The organism is Halomonas sp. AOP25-F1-15, assembly GCF_052378675.1.
Taxonomy (GTDB): Bacteria; Pseudomonadota; Gammaproteobacteria; order Pseudomonadales; family Halomonadaceae; genus Vreelandella; species Vreelandella casei.
In genome coordinates this window covers 280,175-297,653 of sequence record NZ_JBQSXV010000001.1, presented here as the reverse complement: position 1 = coordinate 297,653, position 17,479 = coordinate 280,175, and the positions used below count along the sequence as shown (strand labels likewise).

Here is a 17,479-nt window from a genome sequence, read left to right as displayed (position 1 = left end):
AACTTATCGTCATTACACGCAGCGACCGTTAAGGAAAACGATACTCAAATGACCCTGGACTATACTCGCCGCGGACTACTACGCGCTGCCACTTTGGCTGGCATTGGTGCGGCACTGCTACCCGGCACCACACTACTGCCTGCCGCCAACGCTGCCGCTAAAACGTCTGCGCGCCCCACGCCGATGATGGTGAAAGGCTGGCTTCTTAATGACAGTGATCGCTAATGTATATTGATTTTGAGGACATTAGCGAGCACGGTGACGCAATCGACGTGTGCATTATTGGCGCTGGCGCAGCGGGCATTGCAATGGCAGTCACGCTGGCAGAACGCGGGCACCGCGTTCTGCTCTGCGAGGGTGGCGATGCCGACTACAGCGAGCGCTCCCAGGACAGCTATCGAGGCGAAACGGTCGGCGACGCTTATATTCCTCTTTATGGCGCGCGCTTACGCTATTTAGGCGGGTCAACCAACCACTGGGGCGGCGTTTGTCGCCCGCTTGATCGCTACGATTTTACCGCTAAGTCGGCTTCCAGCGAGACAGCTTGGCCAATTGCGCGCGACGCAATCTCGCCTTATTACAGCACCGCTGCCAGCATACTGGATTTAGCACCGCTGCCTGCCGACCAGCCCATCGCTGGGTCAGGATTTAAACGCATCTACTTTTCGCTCGGCAATCCAACGCGCCTAAAAGAAAAATATGCCGCCACGCTTAGCGAATCAGCCACTCTTCAGTGCTGCCTAACGGCCAACTTGGTAGCGCTGGAAACGCTTGACGGCGCAGTCACTAGCGCAACGTTTAAAAACTACGCCGGCGACTCTCGCCAAGTGCGGGCGCGCTACTTTGTAATGGCCTGCGGTGGCATAGAAAATTCTCGCCTACTGCTGTGGTGCAATCAACAGGCAAACGGTCAGCTAATCCCTCAAGATGCTACGCTAGGCCGCTACTGGATGGAGCACCCGCATGCCACGGTGGGCAAGGCACTCATGTTCGAGCCTGCGGCTCTGGGCTTGGAAGACGAGTACAATGTGTTTCTTTCTCCGGATGCACAGGCCATCGCCTCACGCCAGATACTAAACTGCGGGCTGCGCTTGCACCGCATGAACACTGAGGCCACTCAAACATTAGTGGATGAGCTTGCTGAGCAAGCACCGACGCTAGCTGGGCGACTACATACCTGGCAAGCTCAAGGGCGCGTGATGCACGGCGCAGTGTTAAGAGCCGCCTGGGAACAAGAGCCTCGCTATGACAATCATATTGAGCTGAGTGATGATGTTGATAGCCTGGGCGTACCGCGCAGCCGGTTGGTATGGCAGCAGTCTGACCTTGATCGCCACACGATTCGCGAAAGTATGCTGATGCTGGGGGAATATCTGCGAGAGAATGATCTCGGCCGGCTGCAATTGGCAGATTGGCTAGCAGAGACGCCAGTACAACTCCCCTCAGACGGAGAGCTCGCCGGGCGCCACCACATGGGCGGCACGCGCATGAGCCTGGATGCAGAGCAAGGCATCGTCAACCCTGATTGCCGCCTGTTTGCTCAGGATAACGTCTATGTCGCGGGGTCCAGCGTGTTTGCCAGTGTCGGGCACGCCAACCCTACGCTGACGCTGGTTCAACTGGCACTCCGCCTTTGCGATCATCTAGACAGCCGATTGACGAGCGCCTAAAGCGCTCGCAGCAGCGAGCCACGATTAATGCAGCTGAAGGGGAGCTGCCAGCCTAAAAGGTGTAATAGGCACTTCAAAGACTCGCTGTGTGGAGGTGTCTAACAATGTGTAAGCACCTTCCATCACCCCTACCGGGGTTTGCAGAATAGCGCGACTGGTATAGCGAAAACTCTGCCCAGGACCTATTAACGGCTGCTGGCCAACTACGCCTTTGCCGCGCACTTCTTGGCAGTCTCCGCCGCCCTGAGTAATCTTCCAGTAGCGCGCCATAAGCTGAACGCTGTGAGGGCTTTGGTTATGTACCGTGACGGTATAACTAAAGACGTAGCGCAGCTCCCCATCATTAGACTCATCGGCGCGGTAGCTCGGATCAACGCCCACCTCAATCGCTAGACCACTCACCCTTCGCTGCCCTGGTCGCCGCTCGCGTGCTCATCCGCAGCCACACGATTGGCAATGGCAGCGTACTCGGCCACCGTTAAGGTCTGCGGCCGGCGCACCGGATCAATACCAAGATCTTCCAGTGTCGCGGGGCTGACGCGCCCTTTGAAGTTATTGCGCAGCGTTTTGCGCCGCTGGCCGAAAGCAAGCTTGACCAACTCAAATAATAGCGCCGGATCATCGGCGGTGTGAGGAAGCGCCTCGTGAGGCGTTAAGCGCACAATCGCCGAATCAACCTTAGGCTGCGGAACAAATGCTTCAGGCGGAACAATAAATAGCTGTTCAACGTGGCAATAGTATTGCGCCATAACCGAAAGGCGCCCCCAATCGGTGCCGCCTGGCTCTGCCGCTAAACGCTCAACCACCTCTTTTTGTAGCATAAAGTGCATATCGGCAATAGCATCGCCAGCCGCTAGCAAGTGCACAATCAACGGTGTGGAAATATTGTAAGGGAGATTACCCACTACCCGCAGCGCAGGCCCATCGCCTTTTAGCGCAGCAAAATCAAACTTGAGCGCATCGCCTTCATGGATAACAAAATCGGGATAGTTAAAAAACTGTACGCGCAAACCGGGAATTAGATCACGGTCAAGCTCAATGACCTCCAGGTGCCCGGCGGCTTCAAGCAGCGGTTCGGTCAGCGCACCCTGCCCTGGGCCAATTTCAACTAAACGGTCCGTTGAGCGAGGGCCAACGGCGCGTACAATCCGCGAAATAATACCAAGATCACGTAAAAAATTTTGACCAAAGCGTTTACGAGCGCGGTGCTGGGGCACATGAGACATCAAGCGGTGTTCCTTGGAAAGCAGTTTCAATCAGGAGTATGGGTAGCAGCCGAGGCACGATCTTAACTATCTGGCCCCACCGCGCTGCGCGGCTAAACGGCGCGCCAGCGTAATCGCCACCTTTAAGCTACTGGGGTCTGCCAAGCCTTTGCCTGCCAACCCTAACGCAGTGCCATGATCAACAGAGGTGCGCACTAGCGGCAAACCCAGGGTAATGTTGGCAGCTTGGCCAAAGCCTGCGTATTTGAGCACGGCCAACCCTTGGTCATGATACATCGCCAGCACGGCGTCAACACCCGCCAAATGCCTAGGCGTAAATAGCGTATCGGCAGGCAGCGGGCCGTGAATATCCATTCCCTCTGCGCGCAGCGCATCAAGCGCTGGAATAATAATATCGAGCTCTTCGCGCCCTAAGTGCCCATCCTCACCGGCATGGGGATTTAAGCCACACACCGCGATACGCGGTTTAGCAATGTTAAACTGACGCTGCAAATCCGCCGCGAGCAAATGGCTAATGCGAATAACTCGCTCATAGGTGATGGCATCGGCAACGTTGCGTAAAGGCAAATGCGTGGTCACTAACGCAACGCGTAGATCACCACTGCCCTGCCAGCTTGGCGACGTTGCATGCAGCGCCGCGTCAGTAGCGAGCATCATGACTACCTCATCAACACCGCAGGCATCGCGCAGCCATTCGGTATGGCCGGTAAAACCAACGTGCCCGCCTTCAATGATCACGCCTTTGTGCAGCGGCGCCGTTACCATTGCCGACGCCTGGCCTTGCTGGCAGGCATCGACTGCAAGCGCCAAGGTGGCTAACACGTAGTCAGCATTGGCAGGGTTGAGCACGCCAGGCGTTACAGGCGCGCTAAGCGCCACCGGCCAAACGGGCAAGCGATGATTGCCCAACGGGCATTCACCGGGCGAACATTCAACAATCGGGATGTCCAACCCCAGCGAGGCGGCACGCTGGCGCAGCATCTCCGGGTCGCCAATGGCCACAACATTGGCGGGCAGCAGGCCCTGCGCCGCCAGCATTAGCGTTAGCTCGGGACCAATGCCCGCCGGTTCGCCGGTGGTGATGACCACCGGCGCAGCGCTAGCTTTCGTCAATGCACTAGCAGGCATCAGAGGCGAATATCGACAAAGGCCTGAGAGCGAATTTCCTGCTGCCACGTTTCCAGCTCTTCATTAGCACGGCGTTGGAAAATCGCTTGGCGCACCTGCTCACGCTGGCTTTCTTGGGTAACGTCCTGACGGCGGCGCTCCTCAACCTGGATCACGTGATAACCAAACTGCGAGCGCACAGGCGCAGATACTTGATTAATATCAAGACCGCGCATGGCTTCTTCAAACGCGGGTACAGTCTGACCGGGGCGAACCCAGCCAAGCTCACCGCCATTAAGCGCGCTGCCGCTGTCGTCACTATATTCGCGCGCTAATGAAGCAAAATCAGCACCGCCTGATAAGCGCTCGCGAACGTCTTCAGCCCGTGCACGCGCCTGGTTTTCATCGCGCGTTGGGGTCAGTGCAACCAGCACATGGCGGGCACGACTTTCCTCAATAAAGTTCTGGCTGCCCGGCTGGCTAGGCTGCTGGCTTAAGAAGCGGTCAACGTCGCGATCACTTACCGTTACGCGATTGCTGATTTGACGCTGCTGCACTTGGCGCATAAGCATTTCACGGCGCACCTCATCGCGCACGCTAGCTAATGTGATGCCATCGGCCTCTACCGCATCGGCAAACTCATCTAGCGTCATGTCGTTAGATTCAGCAATCGAACGTACCTGCGCATTTAGCTCGGTATCGTTAATGCTGAGATTGGCATCTTCCGCCATCTGCATCTGAATTTCTTCCATCACCATGCGCTCGAGCACCTGCCTCTCTAACTGAGAACGCGGAGGAAGATTGCCACCGCGAGCCTGAGCCTGCTGCTCAACTTGTGCCATCCGTCCATTTAAATTGCTGCGCATAATGACGTCATTATTTACCACCGCGACCACGCTATCTAACGCTTGCCGCTGAGTAGACTGGAAATTTTGCGCATTCACTGTAAGCGGAGCGAGCGCAACGCCTGCACCCACACACAGCGCCAGTACGCTGCCGGCAGAGAGCTGTTTCATACGGCCTAGCAGGGGCTTTTTCATTTTCATAACAAACGTCTCTTTCATTAGCCAATCGATGGATGTCGTTATAGTGCAGTCGGACGGTAGCCAGGAATGGTCTGTTCAAAATAGCTATCTGCGTCCTGTCCAACGCCGCCTAAACCACGGAATACGAAGCGTAAAAACAAGCCGCGATCTTTAAAATCGTCGTCAATGCGGGCGGTGTCATCGTCGTCTATCCATTCGCGCCAGACGACCTGAAGGCCATAGCAGCAATTATTCCACTGGACGCCTGCCAATTGCTCAAGCGGGCGATTATTGGTCTGATCGTGCAGGTAGCTGCCAATCAAATCAATGCTAGGGCTGGCTTTCCAGGCAAACGACAAATCCCACTCTTCACGACTGTAGTCGCGAAAGCCGTCATCATCAGGCAAAACGCCGGGGTCGAACCCTTCGATCTCCCAACGGTAGCCAAGGTTCACTACGTGCCCTTCAGGATGGCGATAACGCACATCCACACTTGAGCGTTCGGTACGTTCACGATGATCATCGTAGAGCCATTCATAGCCACTGCTCCAGCGATCATTGATTTGCCAATCTAGCCGAGAGACCACCGGCGAGCGATCCCGCGTGGCCTGATAGCGGCTTTCAGGGTTAACGTTGGGATTATCTTCAGGCCGATCCGGCAGCGAATTGGGATCGCCGTCGCTGTCGATACGGCGCTCATCAAAATAAGCGCTTTGCCCTATGCCAAACGAGAGCCGGTCACGCCCGGAGGCATCTTCCAGCAGCCGCGACTGAACCCCATAAGACAGCCGATTCAAGTCGCCTACGCGGTCGGCGCCGGAAAAGCGCTTCGCTGACCACAGTTGATCCCAAGAGAATGCACGCTCACGACTATCAAAGTCTGGCAGTTCGGCCTGATCGGTACGCGGCACATAGGCATAGTTGAGCCGTGGCTCTAGCGTTTGACGATACTCTCGTCCACCGAGGGCAAGCTCACGTTCAAAAACCAGCCCGCTGTCGATAGACGTCAGCGCGATGCTGCGCGTAGGCGTTGTACCACGATCCGTTTCGCGCTCGCCGTAGTCCAACTCGTAGGCCGTGTTCCAAAACTCTGTACGCGGCTCGACATAGCCCCACGGCTGCTCAAACCGCCAGCCTACTGCTGGGGTTAGATGCAGTCGGCTACCAATTGCCGCTTCGCGTTCGGGCACGCGACGCTCATCTACATCACGCCAGAAATACGTCGCGTTAGAGCGCCATTCCGTATACAGCCCGCTGTTAAACTGCCAATCAGCGTTAGCGCTTAAGCTAGGCAACCGATAAAACGGCTTGTCACTATCGCTAAGCGGGTCTTCCAAGCGCTGAAACCCTTGTGCACGAGCGTCTAACTGCCAGCGCTGGCCGCGGTAATCTACCTGGGCTAATCGCTCCATGCTCACGCGATCACTGTTACCAAACTCACCGCCAAAGTCATCAAAATAGCGCCCGTCGCTGGCCGCACCGTAGCGTAACTGATAATTACTACGTTCGTTAACCCGCCCAGCATGACGCGCATCAATATACCAGCGGTCATCACCTTCAAAGCGGTTAGCGTCACCACCCGAGCCGCCGTTATCACTGTTTAAGTAGCCGCCTTCCACGGTGCCTGCGCTTTCAGAAAACAGGTAGCGATATTCGCCATTCATCAGCAGTCCGCGATCGGTCATCCAGCGCGGCGTGATGGTGGCATCATGATTAGGTGCAATGTTCCAATAAAATGGCTGAGCGTAGTCAAAACCGTCCGCTGAAAAACCAATGGAGGGCGACAGCAGCCCGGTATGACGGCGGTCATCGATAGGAAAGCGCAGCCAGGGCCAATAAAAGATAGGAATATCTTTAACTTCTAAACGCGCATTGCGCGCGGTGCCAAAGCCTTGGGCTTGATCAAGAACAATATTGCTACTCACCAGTTGCCAGCTATTTTCACCCGGGTCGCAGGTCGTAAAGCTTGCGTCTTGCAAGCGATACAGCCCCTCGCCCGTCTGCTCCAGCTGGCTAGCTTCTCCACGTAAGTGCTGATCATAGAGCACATATTGGCTGTTATTCAGCGTCGCCCGATCTTCATTTAGCCTTAACATGGCCTTTTCGCCGCGTATCAGGGCTTGCCCGTCGCGCAGCGCAATATTGCCCTCAGCATCGACCTGTTGACGGTCGGCAGGCAAAAAGATTTGCTCGGCCTGTAGTTCTTCATTACCGCGCCGTAAAACCACGTCACCGCGCAGCAGCGATTCGCCGTTGGCAGCGTAATCGACATCACTGGCTTCAAGAGACAGTGCTTCGGGGTTATCGTCGGCTGGCAAGCGGTAATTTGGCATCACGTAACGCCCACGGCAAAGCTGGGTAGACGCTTCAGCGTCTCCCCAGGCTTGCCAATCCAGCGCTTCAGCGGGCATGGTTTGACCTTGAGCCACCGCCGTAAACGAGGCGCCAGCGAGCAAACTGCCCACTAACGTATGCGCAACCGGCAACGTGCGCGAAAATCGCTTGCCCATGTTCGTTATCCTTGGCATCCAGAATCGGTATTATACAGCCCGCATGATGCCCGACCAGCAAGGAGCTTGCATGTCCTCATATCGGATTAACGCCCTCACCACGTGGGCTGCCCAACAAAACGGCCTTTCTAAGGCCGATATTTCTCTCTCCTCTGCCGTAGGAGATGCGAGTTTTAGGCGCTATTTTCGCCTAACGCTACCCGACGGCAGCACCCAAGTGCTTATGGATGCCCCTCCTGAGCAAGAAGACTCGCAGTCTTTTGTCAGCATTGCTAAGCGCTGGCACAGCGCCGGGCTGCCGGTGCCCCAAGTACACGCGGCTAATCTAGCCGAGGGCTTTCTGCTGCTAGACGACTTGGGCAACACGCCGCTACAAGACTTGTTTACCGACGATGCGACTACACAGGCTTACCATTCGCAGGCCCTGATGCTCATCGCCAAGCTGCAAAATCGCGCTAACTCAGCGTTATTACCCGCCTATGATACGGCGCTACTCGCCCGCGAGCTCGATTTGTTTCCGCAATGGTGTCTCAGCACCTGGCTAGCGATACCACCGCCAGAAAGCTGGCAGGCAGTTCGTGAGCAGCTTATACAGCATGCTCTGGCGCAGCCAGTGGTAAGCGTACACCGTGACTTTGACGCGATGAACCTGATGGTACACCAGCAGCGTCTTTATATGATCGATTTTCAGGACGCTGTGGCTGGCCCGCTCAGCTACGATCTTATTTCTCTCCTTAGAGGACGCTATTGCCGCTTCACGGGCGAGCAGTTTGCAAGCTTCGTAGATGAATTTTATCACCAAGCGCGTCGCGACGGCAGGCTTTCAAGCAGCGTAGACTCGGCCTTGTTTTTGACCCAGTGCCACGCGATGGCTGCCCAGCGCTCACTGAAAGTACTGGGCATTTTTTGCCGGTTAACGCTACGCGATCAAAAAAGTGGCTACCTTGAGCGCCTACCTCACTTTTTGGATCATCTTGAAGATAGCCTTTTAGCTCTGCCGGAGCAGGCGGCCTTTGCTCACTGGGTAAATACCACCCTGCGCCCTGCGATTATTCAGCGGCTAGCGGAAGCTCATTAATAGCAATGGATGCAAATACAGATGAAAATAGCCGCATGAAAGCAATGATTTTAGCCGCAGGGCTCGGTAAGCGCATGCGCCCACTGACCGATCACTGCCCCAAGCCGCTGCTGCCGATCGCAGGCAAACCGCTGATTGCTTATCATCTTGAGCGTCTTCGTAGCGCTGGCATTCAAGACGTTGTTATCAATGTGAGCTATCGTGCCGAGCAAATCATTGCGGCACTGGGCGACGGTGACTCTTATGGACTGCGCATTCATTGGAGCCGCGAAACGTCGCCCTTAGAAACCGGTGGCGGTATCCAGCAGGCCCTGCCGCTGCTTGGCGAGGCGCCTTTTCTGCTGGTCAATGGCGACGTATGGTGTGAAGCACTTCCTCGCCCGCAAGCGCTAAAGGGCAACGACTTGGCGCACCTAGTGCTCGTGGACAATCCTACTCATCACATTGATGGGGATTTTGGGATTTTGGCCGGGCGCGTCAATCAAACCAGCCACCCGCGCTTAACCTTCGCCGGCATTAGCGTGATTCATCCAGCGCTGCTGGCCGGGCACGTACCGGGCGCCTTTGCTTTAGCCCCGCTGCTTAAAGACGCTATCAATGGCGGGCGCGTGAGCGGTGAGCATTACACAGGCCATTGGGTCGATGTAGGAACACCGGAGCGACTTGCAGCGCTGGAAAATCAATTACACGCTGCTAGCCGCCATATCCCAACGTCGTGAAGCGACTATCGTTAAACGGCTATCGCGAAGGCAATAATTCAGAGAAACGGTGAAGAGAGGCGCGCAGGCCAAGAAATGTTATGCTGCGCGACTTACCTTTCGCGCCTAGATGAGGAGAGCCACGTGAAAGCACGGGTAAAATGGACCGACGGGCGACAATTTGTGGCGGAATCCGGCAGTGGCCATAGCGTTGTGATCGACGGCCCGCCGGATCACGGCGGCCGCGACACCGGCCCTCGCCCCATGGAAATGTTGCTAATGGGCATGGGCAGTTGCACTGCCTTTGATGTGCTTAATATTCTTGATAAGGCACGTGCTGATGTCACTGACTGCGTAGCGGAACTTGACGCTGAACGCGCTGATGACGTGCCCGCCGTATTTACCAAGATCCACGTGCATTTTGTGGTGACCGGGCGCGGCCTGAAAGAGAAACAAGTTGAGCGTGCTGTTGGGCTCTCCGCTGAAAAATACTGCAGCGCGTCGATCATGTTGAGCAATGGCGGCGTCGACATCACTCACTCTTTTGAGATTATTGAGGAGGTTCGGGCATGACCGACAGTCTCCGACTCCACGGGTTTAACAACCTGACCAGTTCGCTGAGCTTCAACATTTATGACATCTGCTATGCCAAAACTGAAGAGCAGCGAGAAGCCTACATCGACTATATCGATGAGCTCTATAACGCTGAACGTTTGACGCAGATTCTCAAGGATGTCACCAATATTATCGGCGCTCACGTGCTGAATATTGCCCGCCAAGACTATGAGCCTCACGGCGCTAGCGTGACGATTCTGATTGCCGAGCATGAGCTAGACGAAGCCGCTCCGGATCAGATCAAGCCCGGCCCTGGCCCGCTGCCAGAAACAGTGGTCGGCCATCTGGACAAGAGCCACGTCACGGTTCACAGCTACCCTGAGTCGCATCCTGATAACGGCATCAGCACCTTTCGCCTAGATATCGATGTTTCCACCTGTGGCCATATCAGCCCGCTAAAGGCGCTTAACTACCTAATCCATAGCTTTGATTCAGATATTGTTACTATGGACTACCGTGTACGTGGCTTTACGCGCGACGTAGATGGCAAAAAATTGTTTATTGATCATGCGATTACTTCCATTCAAGACTACCTTGCTGAAGACACGAAGCATGCGTATCAGATGATGGACGTTAATGTGTATCAAGAAAATATGTTCCATACCAAAATGCTGCTCAAAGACTTTGAGCTGGACAATTACCTGTTCGGCACCTCGCGCCGTGATATCACGTTTGAAGAAGCGCGTGATATTGAGAGCCGCCTGCGTAAAGAAATGCTGGAAATCTTTTACTCCCGCAATCTGGATTAAACGCGGCGACCAAACGTCAAAAGCCGGCTTTCGCCGGCTTTTTTCGCGTGACTTGCTGATTAGTAAAGGCTGGGCTCGCCCTCAGGGCGCGTCTTAAACCGCCGATGCAACCAAAGGTACTGCTCCGGATGCTTGCGGATAGCAAGCTCGATAAACTGATTAACCCTTGCTGCATCTACTTGCTCATCGCCGCTTGGAAAACCATCAAAGGCGGGCAGGCACTCAATAGTGTAGGTCCGGTTATCCGGATTACGGTGAAACATCAGCGGTACCACGGGCGCACCGGTCATGCGCGCAATTTTTGCAGTAAGACGAATGGTCGATGCCTGCTGCCCAAATAATGGCGCAAATACGCTGACATCACGGCCAAAATCTTGGTCCGGCGAATACCATACAGTGTGCCCGGCCCTAATACGCCTTACCACGCCTCGCAGGTCATGACGATCAATCGCCTGGCCAAAAATACGCGAGCGAGCACGCGTCATAAACCGCTCAAAAAGCGGATTGTTATGCGGGCGATACACCACGTCAGCGGGGAAAAATAGCGAGTGCAGCGCACCGCCTAAATCCAGCGTCGAGAAATGAATACCGATGACCAGCACCCCTTTCCCTTGAGATTGAGCGCGCGCAAGATTCTCTTGGCCGATATAGGCCACACGGTGCCGCAAGCCTTCTGCATCGCGACACCAGCCGGTCGCCGTTTCAATCAGACCCACACCGTTCGCGATAAACGTGTCTTTAACCAGCTGGTGCTGCTCGTCAGCACTTTTTTCAGGAAAACACAGTTTGATATTGGTACGGGTAATATGTCTTCGCCGCTTAGCAACGCGCCATACGATAAGCCCAAGCGCTTTGCCAATCGCCATTTTTAGCCGCCATGGAAGCCAGGAGACAAAGTACATAGCGCCAATGGCCAACCAGGTGGGCCAGTAATAGGGGTGCGCGAAAGAGCGCGGATAACGTGTTTGGGACATAGAAATAACCGTTTAAACAGAGCACTCATGATAACGTCGCGGCGCTCGGGGCAGCACGCCCGTTAGCAACGTATAGCTAATCGTATCGCAGTAGCGGGCAACTTCATCAACCCGCAGCACTTCACCATTTTGGGCGCGGCCCCACAGCACCACGTCACTGCCAATCGCCGCATCCGGAACGTCGGTGACATCAACGGTGAGCATATCCATAGAGACTTTTCCGGCAATGGGGCAGCGCTGACCGTTCACCAACACCGGCGTACCGTCTACCGCATGGCGGTCGTAGCCATCGCCATAGCCGCAGGCGACAACGGCAATTCGCGAGCGCCGCTGCGCCCGCCATCTACCGCCATAGCCTACCGGCTCACCCTCTTCAAGCTCCCGCAGGGCAATGATTTTTGAACGCAGGGTCATTACCGGCTGCAGCTGCTGGGTGACCTCATTGGCGACTTCTAAGGGATCGCTGCCGTAAAGCATCACGCCAGGCCGGTTCCAGTCACCATGCGCAACCGGCCAGGCCAACGTGGCCGGTGAGTTGGCTAAACACAGTGGCGCATCCAGCGCACTGGCTAGCGCCTGTATCTGCTCCATCTGCTGGTTGAAGCAGCGATTATCGAGGGCATCCGCGCTGGCGAAATGGCTCATCAAATGCAGCGCCGCTACGCTAGGTGCGGCCTTAAGTTGACGCCAAATATTCTCGGCTTCATGCGGCGCAAAGCCCAAACGGTGCATACCTGAGTCAACTTTCAACCACACAGGAATCGGCTGATCGGGGCGAGCCGCTAGCAGCGCATCGACCTGCCATTGACTGTGAACAGCAATCCAAAAGCCATGAGCGTCCACCAGGGCCAGCTCATTAGCAGTGAATATTCCTTCAAGTAGCACGATCGGCTGCGTAATACCGCCTTCGCGCAGCGTCAAGGCTTCTTCGATGCAGGCGACCGCAAATGCAGGAGCAAGGCTCTCCAGTGCACGGGCGCACTCTAATGCGCCATGACCGTAGGCATCGGCTTTAATAACTGCCACTGAGCGACTGTGAGGCGCACAGCGACATGCCAGCTGATAGTTATGGCGTAATGCATCCAGATCAATCTCAGCGACGAGTGGGCGCATGTGTTTTCTCTCTGACGTGACTTCATTGTAAAAAATTCAGCACTAAAAAGCCGAGCAAGCACCTAATGGCACTTGCCCGGCTTAGCGAAATAACATTATTAGTCTGTGGTTAGCCAGCTTAAGTCTCGAACAGAGCTTCCAGAGAAAGACCTTGTTTTTCTAGCGAACGGCGCAGCTTCTTGAGCGCCTCCACTTGAATCTGGCGCACGCGTTCGCGGGTTAGGCCAATTTCAGCCCCCACCTCTTCAAGGGTTGCCGACTCATGACCACGCAGCCCAAAGCGACGCACGACCACTTCACGCTGCTTTTCGCTAAGCTCATCCAGCCAAAGATCGACATGCTCTTTAACATCGCCGTCAACTAGGCAGGCTTCCGGCCCTTGCACCTCATCATCGGCCAACGTATCAATAAGAGGTTTATCGCTTTCACCGCCCATTGGGTAATCAACCGATGACACGCGCTCATTGAGGCCGAGCATTTTCTTCACCGCCTCGACAGGCTTATCAAGATGGTCGGCGATTTCTTCCGCAGTGGCTTCATGGTCAAATTTCTGCGTTAACTCACGCGCCGCCCGCAGGTAAATATTCAGTTCTTTGACGACATGAATCGGCAAGCGAATCGTGCGCGTCTGGTTCATCAGCGCACGCTCGATGGTTTGACGAATCCACCAGGTGGCATAGGTCGAAAACCGAAAGCCGCGCTCAGGGTCAAACTTTTCTACCGCGCGAATCAGGCCTAAGTTGCCCTCTTCAATCAGATCCAGCAACGTTAGGCCACGATTGAGATAGCGACGTGCAATTTTGACCACCAGCCGCAGATTGGACTCAATCATTCGTGAGCGCCCCATCGGGTCATCCTTACGCGCTAAGCGGCCATAATAAACTTCTTCTTCAGGCGTCAATAATGGCGAAAAACCGATTTCGTTGAGATAGATTTGCGTAGCATCCAAGCTTTGGGTCGATTGACGATCCTCACGCCCTAGCGCTTTTTCAAAAGCATCTTCTTCTACCGCAATCTCATTATCGGTATCGTCAAGCGCTTCTTCCGCAGCATCCAGGTCAACCTCCTGTAGATCTTTCTCCAACACACTCATGGCCCTACCCCCTGATGTCGCCTACCCGCCATTTAGAAGACCAAAGGTGAACGCACGAATGCGCTCACTATATTGTTATGTGACAATTGTTATATGACGCTCGAATACAGCCATTCGGGTAACTTTCAAGCAAAACACTTGTGTCTCACGTTGCCCGCGAGAGGGTTAGCGAGAAGGTAAAAAGTCCAAAGGATTTTGCGGTTGCCCGTCACGGCGCACTTCGAAATGCAGCCTGACATTTTCGGCGTCGCTATCCCCCATGGCGGCGATCACCTCACCGGCTTCCACGACGTCGTTTTCGCTGACGCGTAGACTATCGTTATGCGCATAGGCGCTTAGGAACTGATCGTTATGCTTGAGAAGAATGAGGTTACCGTAGCCCCTGACGCCACTGCCCGCATAGACCACAATGCCGGGACCCGCTGCTTTGACAGGTTGCCCCTTTTCGCCTCGGATATCAATCCCGGCGGTGATGCTATCGCCCTGCCCAAACTCTCCTACCACATTGCCATTCGTGGGCCATTGCCATGCTATGTTTTCGGCAGGCGTATAGGTCCGTGAGGAACGATCGACACTCGCGGCTTGCGTGGCCGGCGCAGCTTCTGGCTTGGGCTCTGGCTTAGCCTCAGGTTGAGGTGCCGGCTGTTCAGCGGGTGCAGGTGATGGCTCCGGCTCAGCAACAGCAACAGCGGCGACGACTTCCGGTTCAGGTGTAGAGGCAACTGCTGGCGAGGTGCCTGTCGATCCTTCAGCGACTTGCTCTGCCGCGTCTACGGCATTGCGCTCAGCGGTCAGTCGCTGATTGCGCTGAATCGCAGACTCATCGGGCAGCAGCCAATCTAGCTCCTGGTCATCGCGAGCGACGGAGGCAGTCTGTGGGCTCAAGCCGGTCGCGACAGCACCGCCGCCACTTGAGGGCGTCGCCGCTGGCTGGCTGCTGGCCACGGATGCTGACTGAGCAGCCCCTTCACGCAGAGCAATTGTTTGCCCTGGGCGAATTTGGTAGGGCGCGGCGATATTATTCATCGCCGCCAGCTGGCGATAGTCTAAATTATGTTGCCATGCAATGCCGTACAGCGTATCGCCCGCCTTCACCGTGTATTGAGGCGAACTTTCTACTGCATTACGCGCGTCGCTCAAATCACGCACTTGAGGCGAACCACCCTGCTGGCTAGCGCAACCGGCAATGGCCAGGGTCAGCGCCGATAGCATAAGCACTTTATGTATATAATCTTTACGCATGTAGGTCTTACTCCTTTTCAGCGCCAGGCTTGTTATCGATTGGCTGGCGGTCTGCATGTCGGTTGAGTAACACCACGATCAGTGCACCAAAAGCCATTAACGCGACAACGCCAACTACTTGTGCCGAAGCACCGGTCAATACGGCATAGTCAGCGGGTAATAAATAGCGGTGTTCAAGAGGGATCATTTGTCCTTCAGGACCTATTTGATAGCGCAGCAGTTCGCGCCATGGCCAAAGCACCGGTAACGAGCCGACTATAAAGCCCAGTAGCAGCTGCATGGTTGAGGTGTGATGGCGCCGCAGAAGCCATGACAACAGCCGCGAAAAAAGCGCCAGCCCGACCACACATCCCATTCCAAACAGCACAATAATACCGAGATCCAGGCTACGTATCGCCCCCATAATGGTGCCGTAGAGTCCCATTGTCAGCAATAGAAAGCTACCTGACACGCCCGGCAACAGCATAGCGCTGATGGCGATGCAGCCTGCGACCATCACTACCACTGCCTCATTGCCAATAAGCAAGACCAGCGGCATCATGCCTGGCAAGGCCTGGGCCAACAATAGGCCAACCAATAGTGGCAATACGTACCATAGCTTCCAGCCACTGCTCGCTTGCCCCACCACTAATGCCGATGCCGCCACTAAGCCAAAAAAGAAGCCGTCTAATAGCAGTGGGTGCGCTTCCATCAACCATAGCGCTAAATGTGCGACGCTAAACAGGCTGATCCCAACGCCGGCCAAGAGTGGCACTAGAAAGGCCAGATTCAAATGCACACTTAGGGCTCGCCAGCCCCCTCGCCGCCACACGCCGATAGCGCTTGGGCTAAACCGCTTAATCGTTTCAATCAGCTCTTCATAAATTCCGCTAATAAAGGCAATCGTGCCTCCCGATACGCCGGGAACCGCGTCGGCGGCGCCCATTCCAGCACCACGCAAAAATATCCCCAAGGGTCGCCGCTTCAATCCACTACTCCTTGCAGTAAAGGTACAAAACGAACGGGTTCAAGCCGACGTTTTTCAAAGGCACCACCAATTCGCTTTACCTGGGTAAGCCACTGGCTGCCATCGGGTTCTTCCAACGGCGCAATCAGTACGCCGTCGTGAGTCAACTGTTCTAACAATGAAGCGGGCAACGTTTGCGCGCAGGCGGTGAGCAAAATAACGTCAAATGGCGCAACCTCAGGCCAGCCGTAACCACCGTCGGCAACCGCTAATATTGCCGGTGCTGCTAGCCGACGCAAACGCTCCACGGCACGTTCATGCAGTGCATTAATCCGCTCGATGGAATACAGCTGCTCCACTAAGCGCGATAAGATTAATGTTTGGTAGCCAGAGCCAGTGCCCAGTTCCAATACGCGGCGCGGTGCTGTACGCAGCACAAGCTCCGTCATGCGCGCCACAATCCATGGCTGCGACAACGTTTGCCCGTAGCCAATAGGCAGGGCAGTGTCTTCATAAGCGCGGTGAGCCAGCGCCTCATCAACAAACAAATGACGCGGTTCATTCGCCATCACATCCAGCACCCGGGCATCATTGATCCCCTGCTGCATGAGGCGCTCAACCATGCGGTCACGCGTGCGCTGAGAAGTCATTCCACGACCGCGCAGCTCATCGGGCAATAAGTTAGGCAAAAACATTCAACCAATTTTGAACATCGTTTAACGCAGGATGACGCGTAAGATCGGTTTGCAGCGGCGTAATCGACACATAGCCCGCCTCGATTGCAGCAAAGTCGGTATCTTCACCGTCATCCGCATTCGCCGCCACGGGTGCGATCCAGTAACGCGTCCGCCCACGCGGATCCTTTACTTCTAACGGCTTATCTGCCGGCCCGCGATACCCAAGGCGCGTCACCTTCACGCCTTTAATATCTTCCCAGGGTATGTCGGGCACATTAACGTTGAGCAGCGTACGGGGTGGCAGCGAAAGCTGCTCCGCCGCGCCTATCAGCGTGGAGGCGACTCTTGCGGCCGTGGCGAAATGGCGTTCGCCGCATAGCGATATCGCAAACGCCGTCATACCCAAGTTACGCCCTTCCATGGCGGCCGCGACCGTTCCTGAATAAAGCACGTCGTCGCCAAGATTACTACCGTGATTAATCCCTGCAATCACTAAATCAGGCTTTTGCTCCCATACGCCGTGAACACCTAAATAAACACAGTCTGCGGGGGTGCCATCGACGCTATAAAAGCCATTATCCAGCGCCGTCAATGAGAGCGGCCGCGACAGCGTAAGCGAATTACTAGCGCCACTTCGGTCGCGATCAGGTGCCACGACGCGAATATTAGCGTGAGCCAACAGCGCATCATGCAACGCACGCAGACCGGGGGCATGGACACCGTCATCATTTGAAAGCAGCAGTCGCCGCATTGTAG

General features: G+C 55.4%; 18 protein-coding genes. 6 read left to right on the top strand and 12 right to left on the bottom strand.

Annotated features, from left to right (window positions below; translation table 11 throughout):
- The first annotated feature begins 48 nt into the window (after positions 1-48).
- Together ACT3TF_RS01335 and ACT3TF_RS01330 are read left to right on the top strand one after the other, a co-directional pair.
- Entirely contained in the window at positions 49-225 is a 177-nt protein-coding gene (locus ACT3TF_RS01335) for a hypothetical protein (protein ID WP_176483375.1), read from the top strand.
- Positions 225-1,670 carry a GMC family oxidoreductase gene (locus tag ACT3TF_RS01330; RefSeq protein WP_444671410.1) on the top strand — a complete coding sequence of 482 codons (1,446 nt, stop codon included), beginning with the start codon at positions 225-227 and terminating at the stop codon, positions 1,668-1,670. The genes ACT3TF_RS01335 and ACT3TF_RS01330 overlap by 1 nt, the downstream gene beginning before the upstream one ends.
- Before the next feature lie 24 nt (positions 1,671-1,694).
- Here ACT3TF_RS01330 and apaG read toward each other — a convergent pair whose 3' ends face one another.
- The 5 genes from apaG to ACT3TF_RS01305 form a co-directional block, all read right to left on the bottom strand.
- Complete coding sequence (gene apaG / locus ACT3TF_RS01325) at positions 1,695-2,072, bottom strand: Co2+/Mg2+ efflux protein ApaG (RefSeq protein WP_441684259.1); 378 nt, start codon at positions 2,070-2,072, stop codon at positions 1,695-1,697.
- Positions 2,069-2,896, bottom strand: a complete 828-nt coding sequence (gene rsmA, locus ACT3TF_RS01320; protein WP_444671409.1) for a 16S rRNA (adenine(1518)-N(6)/adenine(1519)-N(6))-dimethyltransferase RsmA — start codon at positions 2,894-2,896, stop codon at positions 2,069-2,071. Before rsmA ends, apaG begins: the two co-directional genes overlap by 4 nt.
- Positions 2,897-2,962: 66 nt before the next feature.
- Positions 2,963-4,024: a 4-hydroxythreonine-4-phosphate dehydrogenase PdxA gene (pdxA, locus tag ACT3TF_RS01315; protein ID WP_444671563.1), complete on the bottom strand. Its 1,062-nt coding sequence runs from the start codon at positions 4,022-4,024 to the stop codon at positions 2,963-2,965.
- Positions 4,024-5,049, bottom strand: coding sequence for a peptidylprolyl isomerase (locus ACT3TF_RS01310; RefSeq protein WP_096278506.1), 1,026 nt, complete (start codon positions 5,047-5,049; stop codon positions 4,024-4,026). The genes pdxA and ACT3TF_RS01310 overlap by 1 nt, the downstream gene beginning before the upstream one ends.
- 38 nt (positions 5,050-5,087) lie before the next feature.
- Positions 5,088-7,538, bottom strand: coding sequence for an LPS-assembly protein LptD (locus ACT3TF_RS01305; RefSeq protein ID WP_444671407.1), 2,451 nt, complete (start codon positions 7,536-7,538; stop codon positions 5,088-5,090).
- A 70-nt stretch (positions 7,539-7,608) separates the two neighbouring features.
- Here ACT3TF_RS01305 and ACT3TF_RS01300 point away from each other — a divergent pair, with 70 nt between their 5' ends.
- The 4 genes from ACT3TF_RS01300 to speD all read left to right on the top strand — a co-directional run bounded on the left by ACT3TF_RS01300 (position 7,609) and on the right by speD (position 10,678).
- On the top strand, positions 7,609-8,616 hold the full coding sequence (locus ACT3TF_RS01300) for an aminoglycoside phosphotransferase family protein (RefSeq protein ID WP_444671406.1): 1,008 nt from the start codon (positions 7,609-7,611) through the stop codon (positions 8,614-8,616).
- Positions 8,617-8,651: 35 nt separating this feature from the next.
- The gene (gene murU, locus ACT3TF_RS01295; RefSeq protein WP_096282302.1) at positions 8,652-9,335 is read left to right on the top strand and encodes an N-acetylmuramate alpha-1-phosphate uridylyltransferase MurU; all 684 of its coding nucleotides are present in this window, start codon (positions 8,652-8,654) and stop codon (positions 9,333-9,335) included.
- 123 nt (positions 9,336-9,458) lie between these two features.
- Positions 9,459-9,887: an OsmC family protein gene (locus ACT3TF_RS01290; RefSeq protein WP_096278500.1), complete on the top strand. Its 429-nt coding sequence runs from the start codon at positions 9,459-9,461 to the stop codon at positions 9,885-9,887.
- Complete coding sequence (gene speD, locus ACT3TF_RS01285; protein ID WP_096278497.1) at positions 9,884-10,678, top strand: adenosylmethionine decarboxylase; 795 nt, start codon at positions 9,884-9,886, stop codon at positions 10,676-10,678. Before ACT3TF_RS01290 ends, speD begins: the two co-directional genes overlap by 4 nt.
- A 59-nt stretch (positions 10,679-10,737) precedes the next feature.
- Here speD and lpxL read toward each other — a convergent pair whose 3' ends face one another.
- From lpxL to surE, 7 genes are all read right to left on the bottom strand, one after another.
- Positions 10,738-11,652, bottom strand: coding sequence for an LpxL/LpxP family Kdo(2)-lipid IV(A) lauroyl/palmitoleoyl acyltransferase (gene lpxL / locus ACT3TF_RS01280; RefSeq protein WP_096278495.1), 915 nt, complete (start codon positions 11,650-11,652; stop codon positions 10,738-10,740).
- A gap of 12 nt (positions 11,653-11,664) precedes the next feature.
- Positions 11,665-12,765 (bottom strand): alanine racemase, encoded by a 1,101-nt coding sequence (gene alr / locus ACT3TF_RS01275; RefSeq protein WP_444625160.1) that lies wholly within the window; start codon positions 12,763-12,765, stop codon positions 11,665-11,667.
- A gap of 118 nt (positions 12,766-12,883) precedes the next feature.
- Positions 12,884-13,858, bottom strand: a complete 975-nt coding sequence (gene rpoS, locus ACT3TF_RS01270) for an RNA polymerase sigma factor RpoS (RefSeq protein WP_096278491.1) — start codon at positions 13,856-13,858, stop codon at positions 12,884-12,886.
- A 165-nt stretch (positions 13,859-14,023) separates the two neighbouring features.
- Entirely contained in the window at positions 14,024-15,100 is a 1,077-nt protein-coding gene (locus ACT3TF_RS01265) for a peptidoglycan DD-metalloendopeptidase family protein (protein WP_444625159.1), read from the bottom strand.
- Between the two features lie 7 nt (positions 15,101-15,107).
- Positions 15,108-16,067, bottom strand: a complete 960-nt coding sequence (locus ACT3TF_RS01260) for a DUF368 domain-containing protein (protein WP_444625158.1) — start codon at positions 16,065-16,067, stop codon at positions 15,108-15,110.
- Complete coding sequence (locus tag ACT3TF_RS01255; RefSeq protein ID WP_096278485.1) at positions 16,064-16,741, bottom strand: protein-L-isoaspartate(D-aspartate) O-methyltransferase; 678 nt, start codon at positions 16,739-16,741, stop codon at positions 16,064-16,066. Before ACT3TF_RS01255 ends, ACT3TF_RS01260 begins: the two co-directional genes overlap by 4 nt.
- Positions 16,728-17,474 carry a 5'/3'-nucleotidase SurE gene (surE, locus tag ACT3TF_RS01250; RefSeq protein ID WP_441684268.1) on the bottom strand — a complete coding sequence of 249 codons (747 nt, stop codon included), beginning with the start codon at positions 17,472-17,474 and terminating at the stop codon, positions 16,728-16,730. Before surE ends, ACT3TF_RS01255 begins: the two co-directional genes overlap by 14 nt.
- Positions 17,475-17,479: the final 5 nt, after the last annotated feature.

Bases quoted from the DNA above. Each gene is read 5' to 3' on its own strand.
- ACT3TF_RS01335 (WP_176483375.1), top strand. From the start codon at position 49: ATGACCCTGGACTATACTCGCCGCGGACTACTACGCGCTGCCACTTTG.
- ACT3TF_RS01330 (WP_444671410.1), top strand. From the start codon at position 225: ATGTATATTGATTTTGAGGACATTAGCGAGCACGGTGACGCAATCGAC.
- rsmA (WP_444671409.1), bottom strand. From the start codon at position 2,896: ATGTCTCATGTGCCCCAGCACCGCGCTCGTAAACGCTTTGGTCAAAAT.
- pdxA (WP_444671563.1), bottom strand. From the start codon at position 4,024: ATGCCTGCTAGTGCATTGACGAAAGCTAGCGCTGCGCCGGTGGTCATC.
- ACT3TF_RS01310 (WP_096278506.1), bottom strand. From the start codon at position 5,049: ATGAAAATGAAAAAGCCCCTGCTAGGCCGTATGAAACAGCTCTCTGCC.
- ACT3TF_RS01305 (WP_444671407.1), bottom strand. From the start codon at position 7,538: ATGGGCAAGCGATTTTCGCGCACGTTGCCGGTTGCGCATACGTTAGTG.
- ACT3TF_RS01300 (WP_444671406.1), top strand. From the start codon at position 7,609: ATGTCCTCATATCGGATTAACGCCCTCACCACGTGGGCTGCCCAACAA.
- murU (WP_096282302.1), top strand. From the start codon at position 8,652: ATGAAAGCAATGATTTTAGCCGCAGGGCTCGGTAAGCGCATGCGCCCA.
- speD (WP_096278497.1), top strand. From the start codon at position 9,884: ATGACCGACAGTCTCCGACTCCACGGGTTTAACAACCTGACCAGTTCG.
- lpxL (WP_096278495.1), bottom strand. From the start codon at position 11,652: ATGTCCCAAACACGTTATCCGCGCTCTTTCGCGCACCCCTATTACTGG.
- alr (WP_444625160.1), bottom strand. From the start codon at position 12,765: ATGCGCCCACTCGTCGCTGAGATTGATCTGGATGCATTACGCCATAAC.
- rpoS (WP_096278491.1), bottom strand. From the start codon at position 13,858: ATGAGTGTGTTGGAGAAAGATCTACAGGAGGTTGACCTGGATGCTGCG.
- ACT3TF_RS01265 (WP_444625159.1), bottom strand. From the start codon at position 15,100: ATGCGTAAAGATTATATACATAAAGTGCTTATGCTATCGGCGCTGACC.
- ACT3TF_RS01255 (WP_096278485.1), bottom strand. From the start codon at position 16,741: ATGTTTTTGCCTAACTTATTGCCCGATGAGCTGCGCGGTCGTGGAATG.
- surE (WP_441684268.1), bottom strand. From the start codon at position 17,474: ATGCGGCGACTGCTGCTTTCAAATGATGACGGTGTCCATGCCCCCGGT.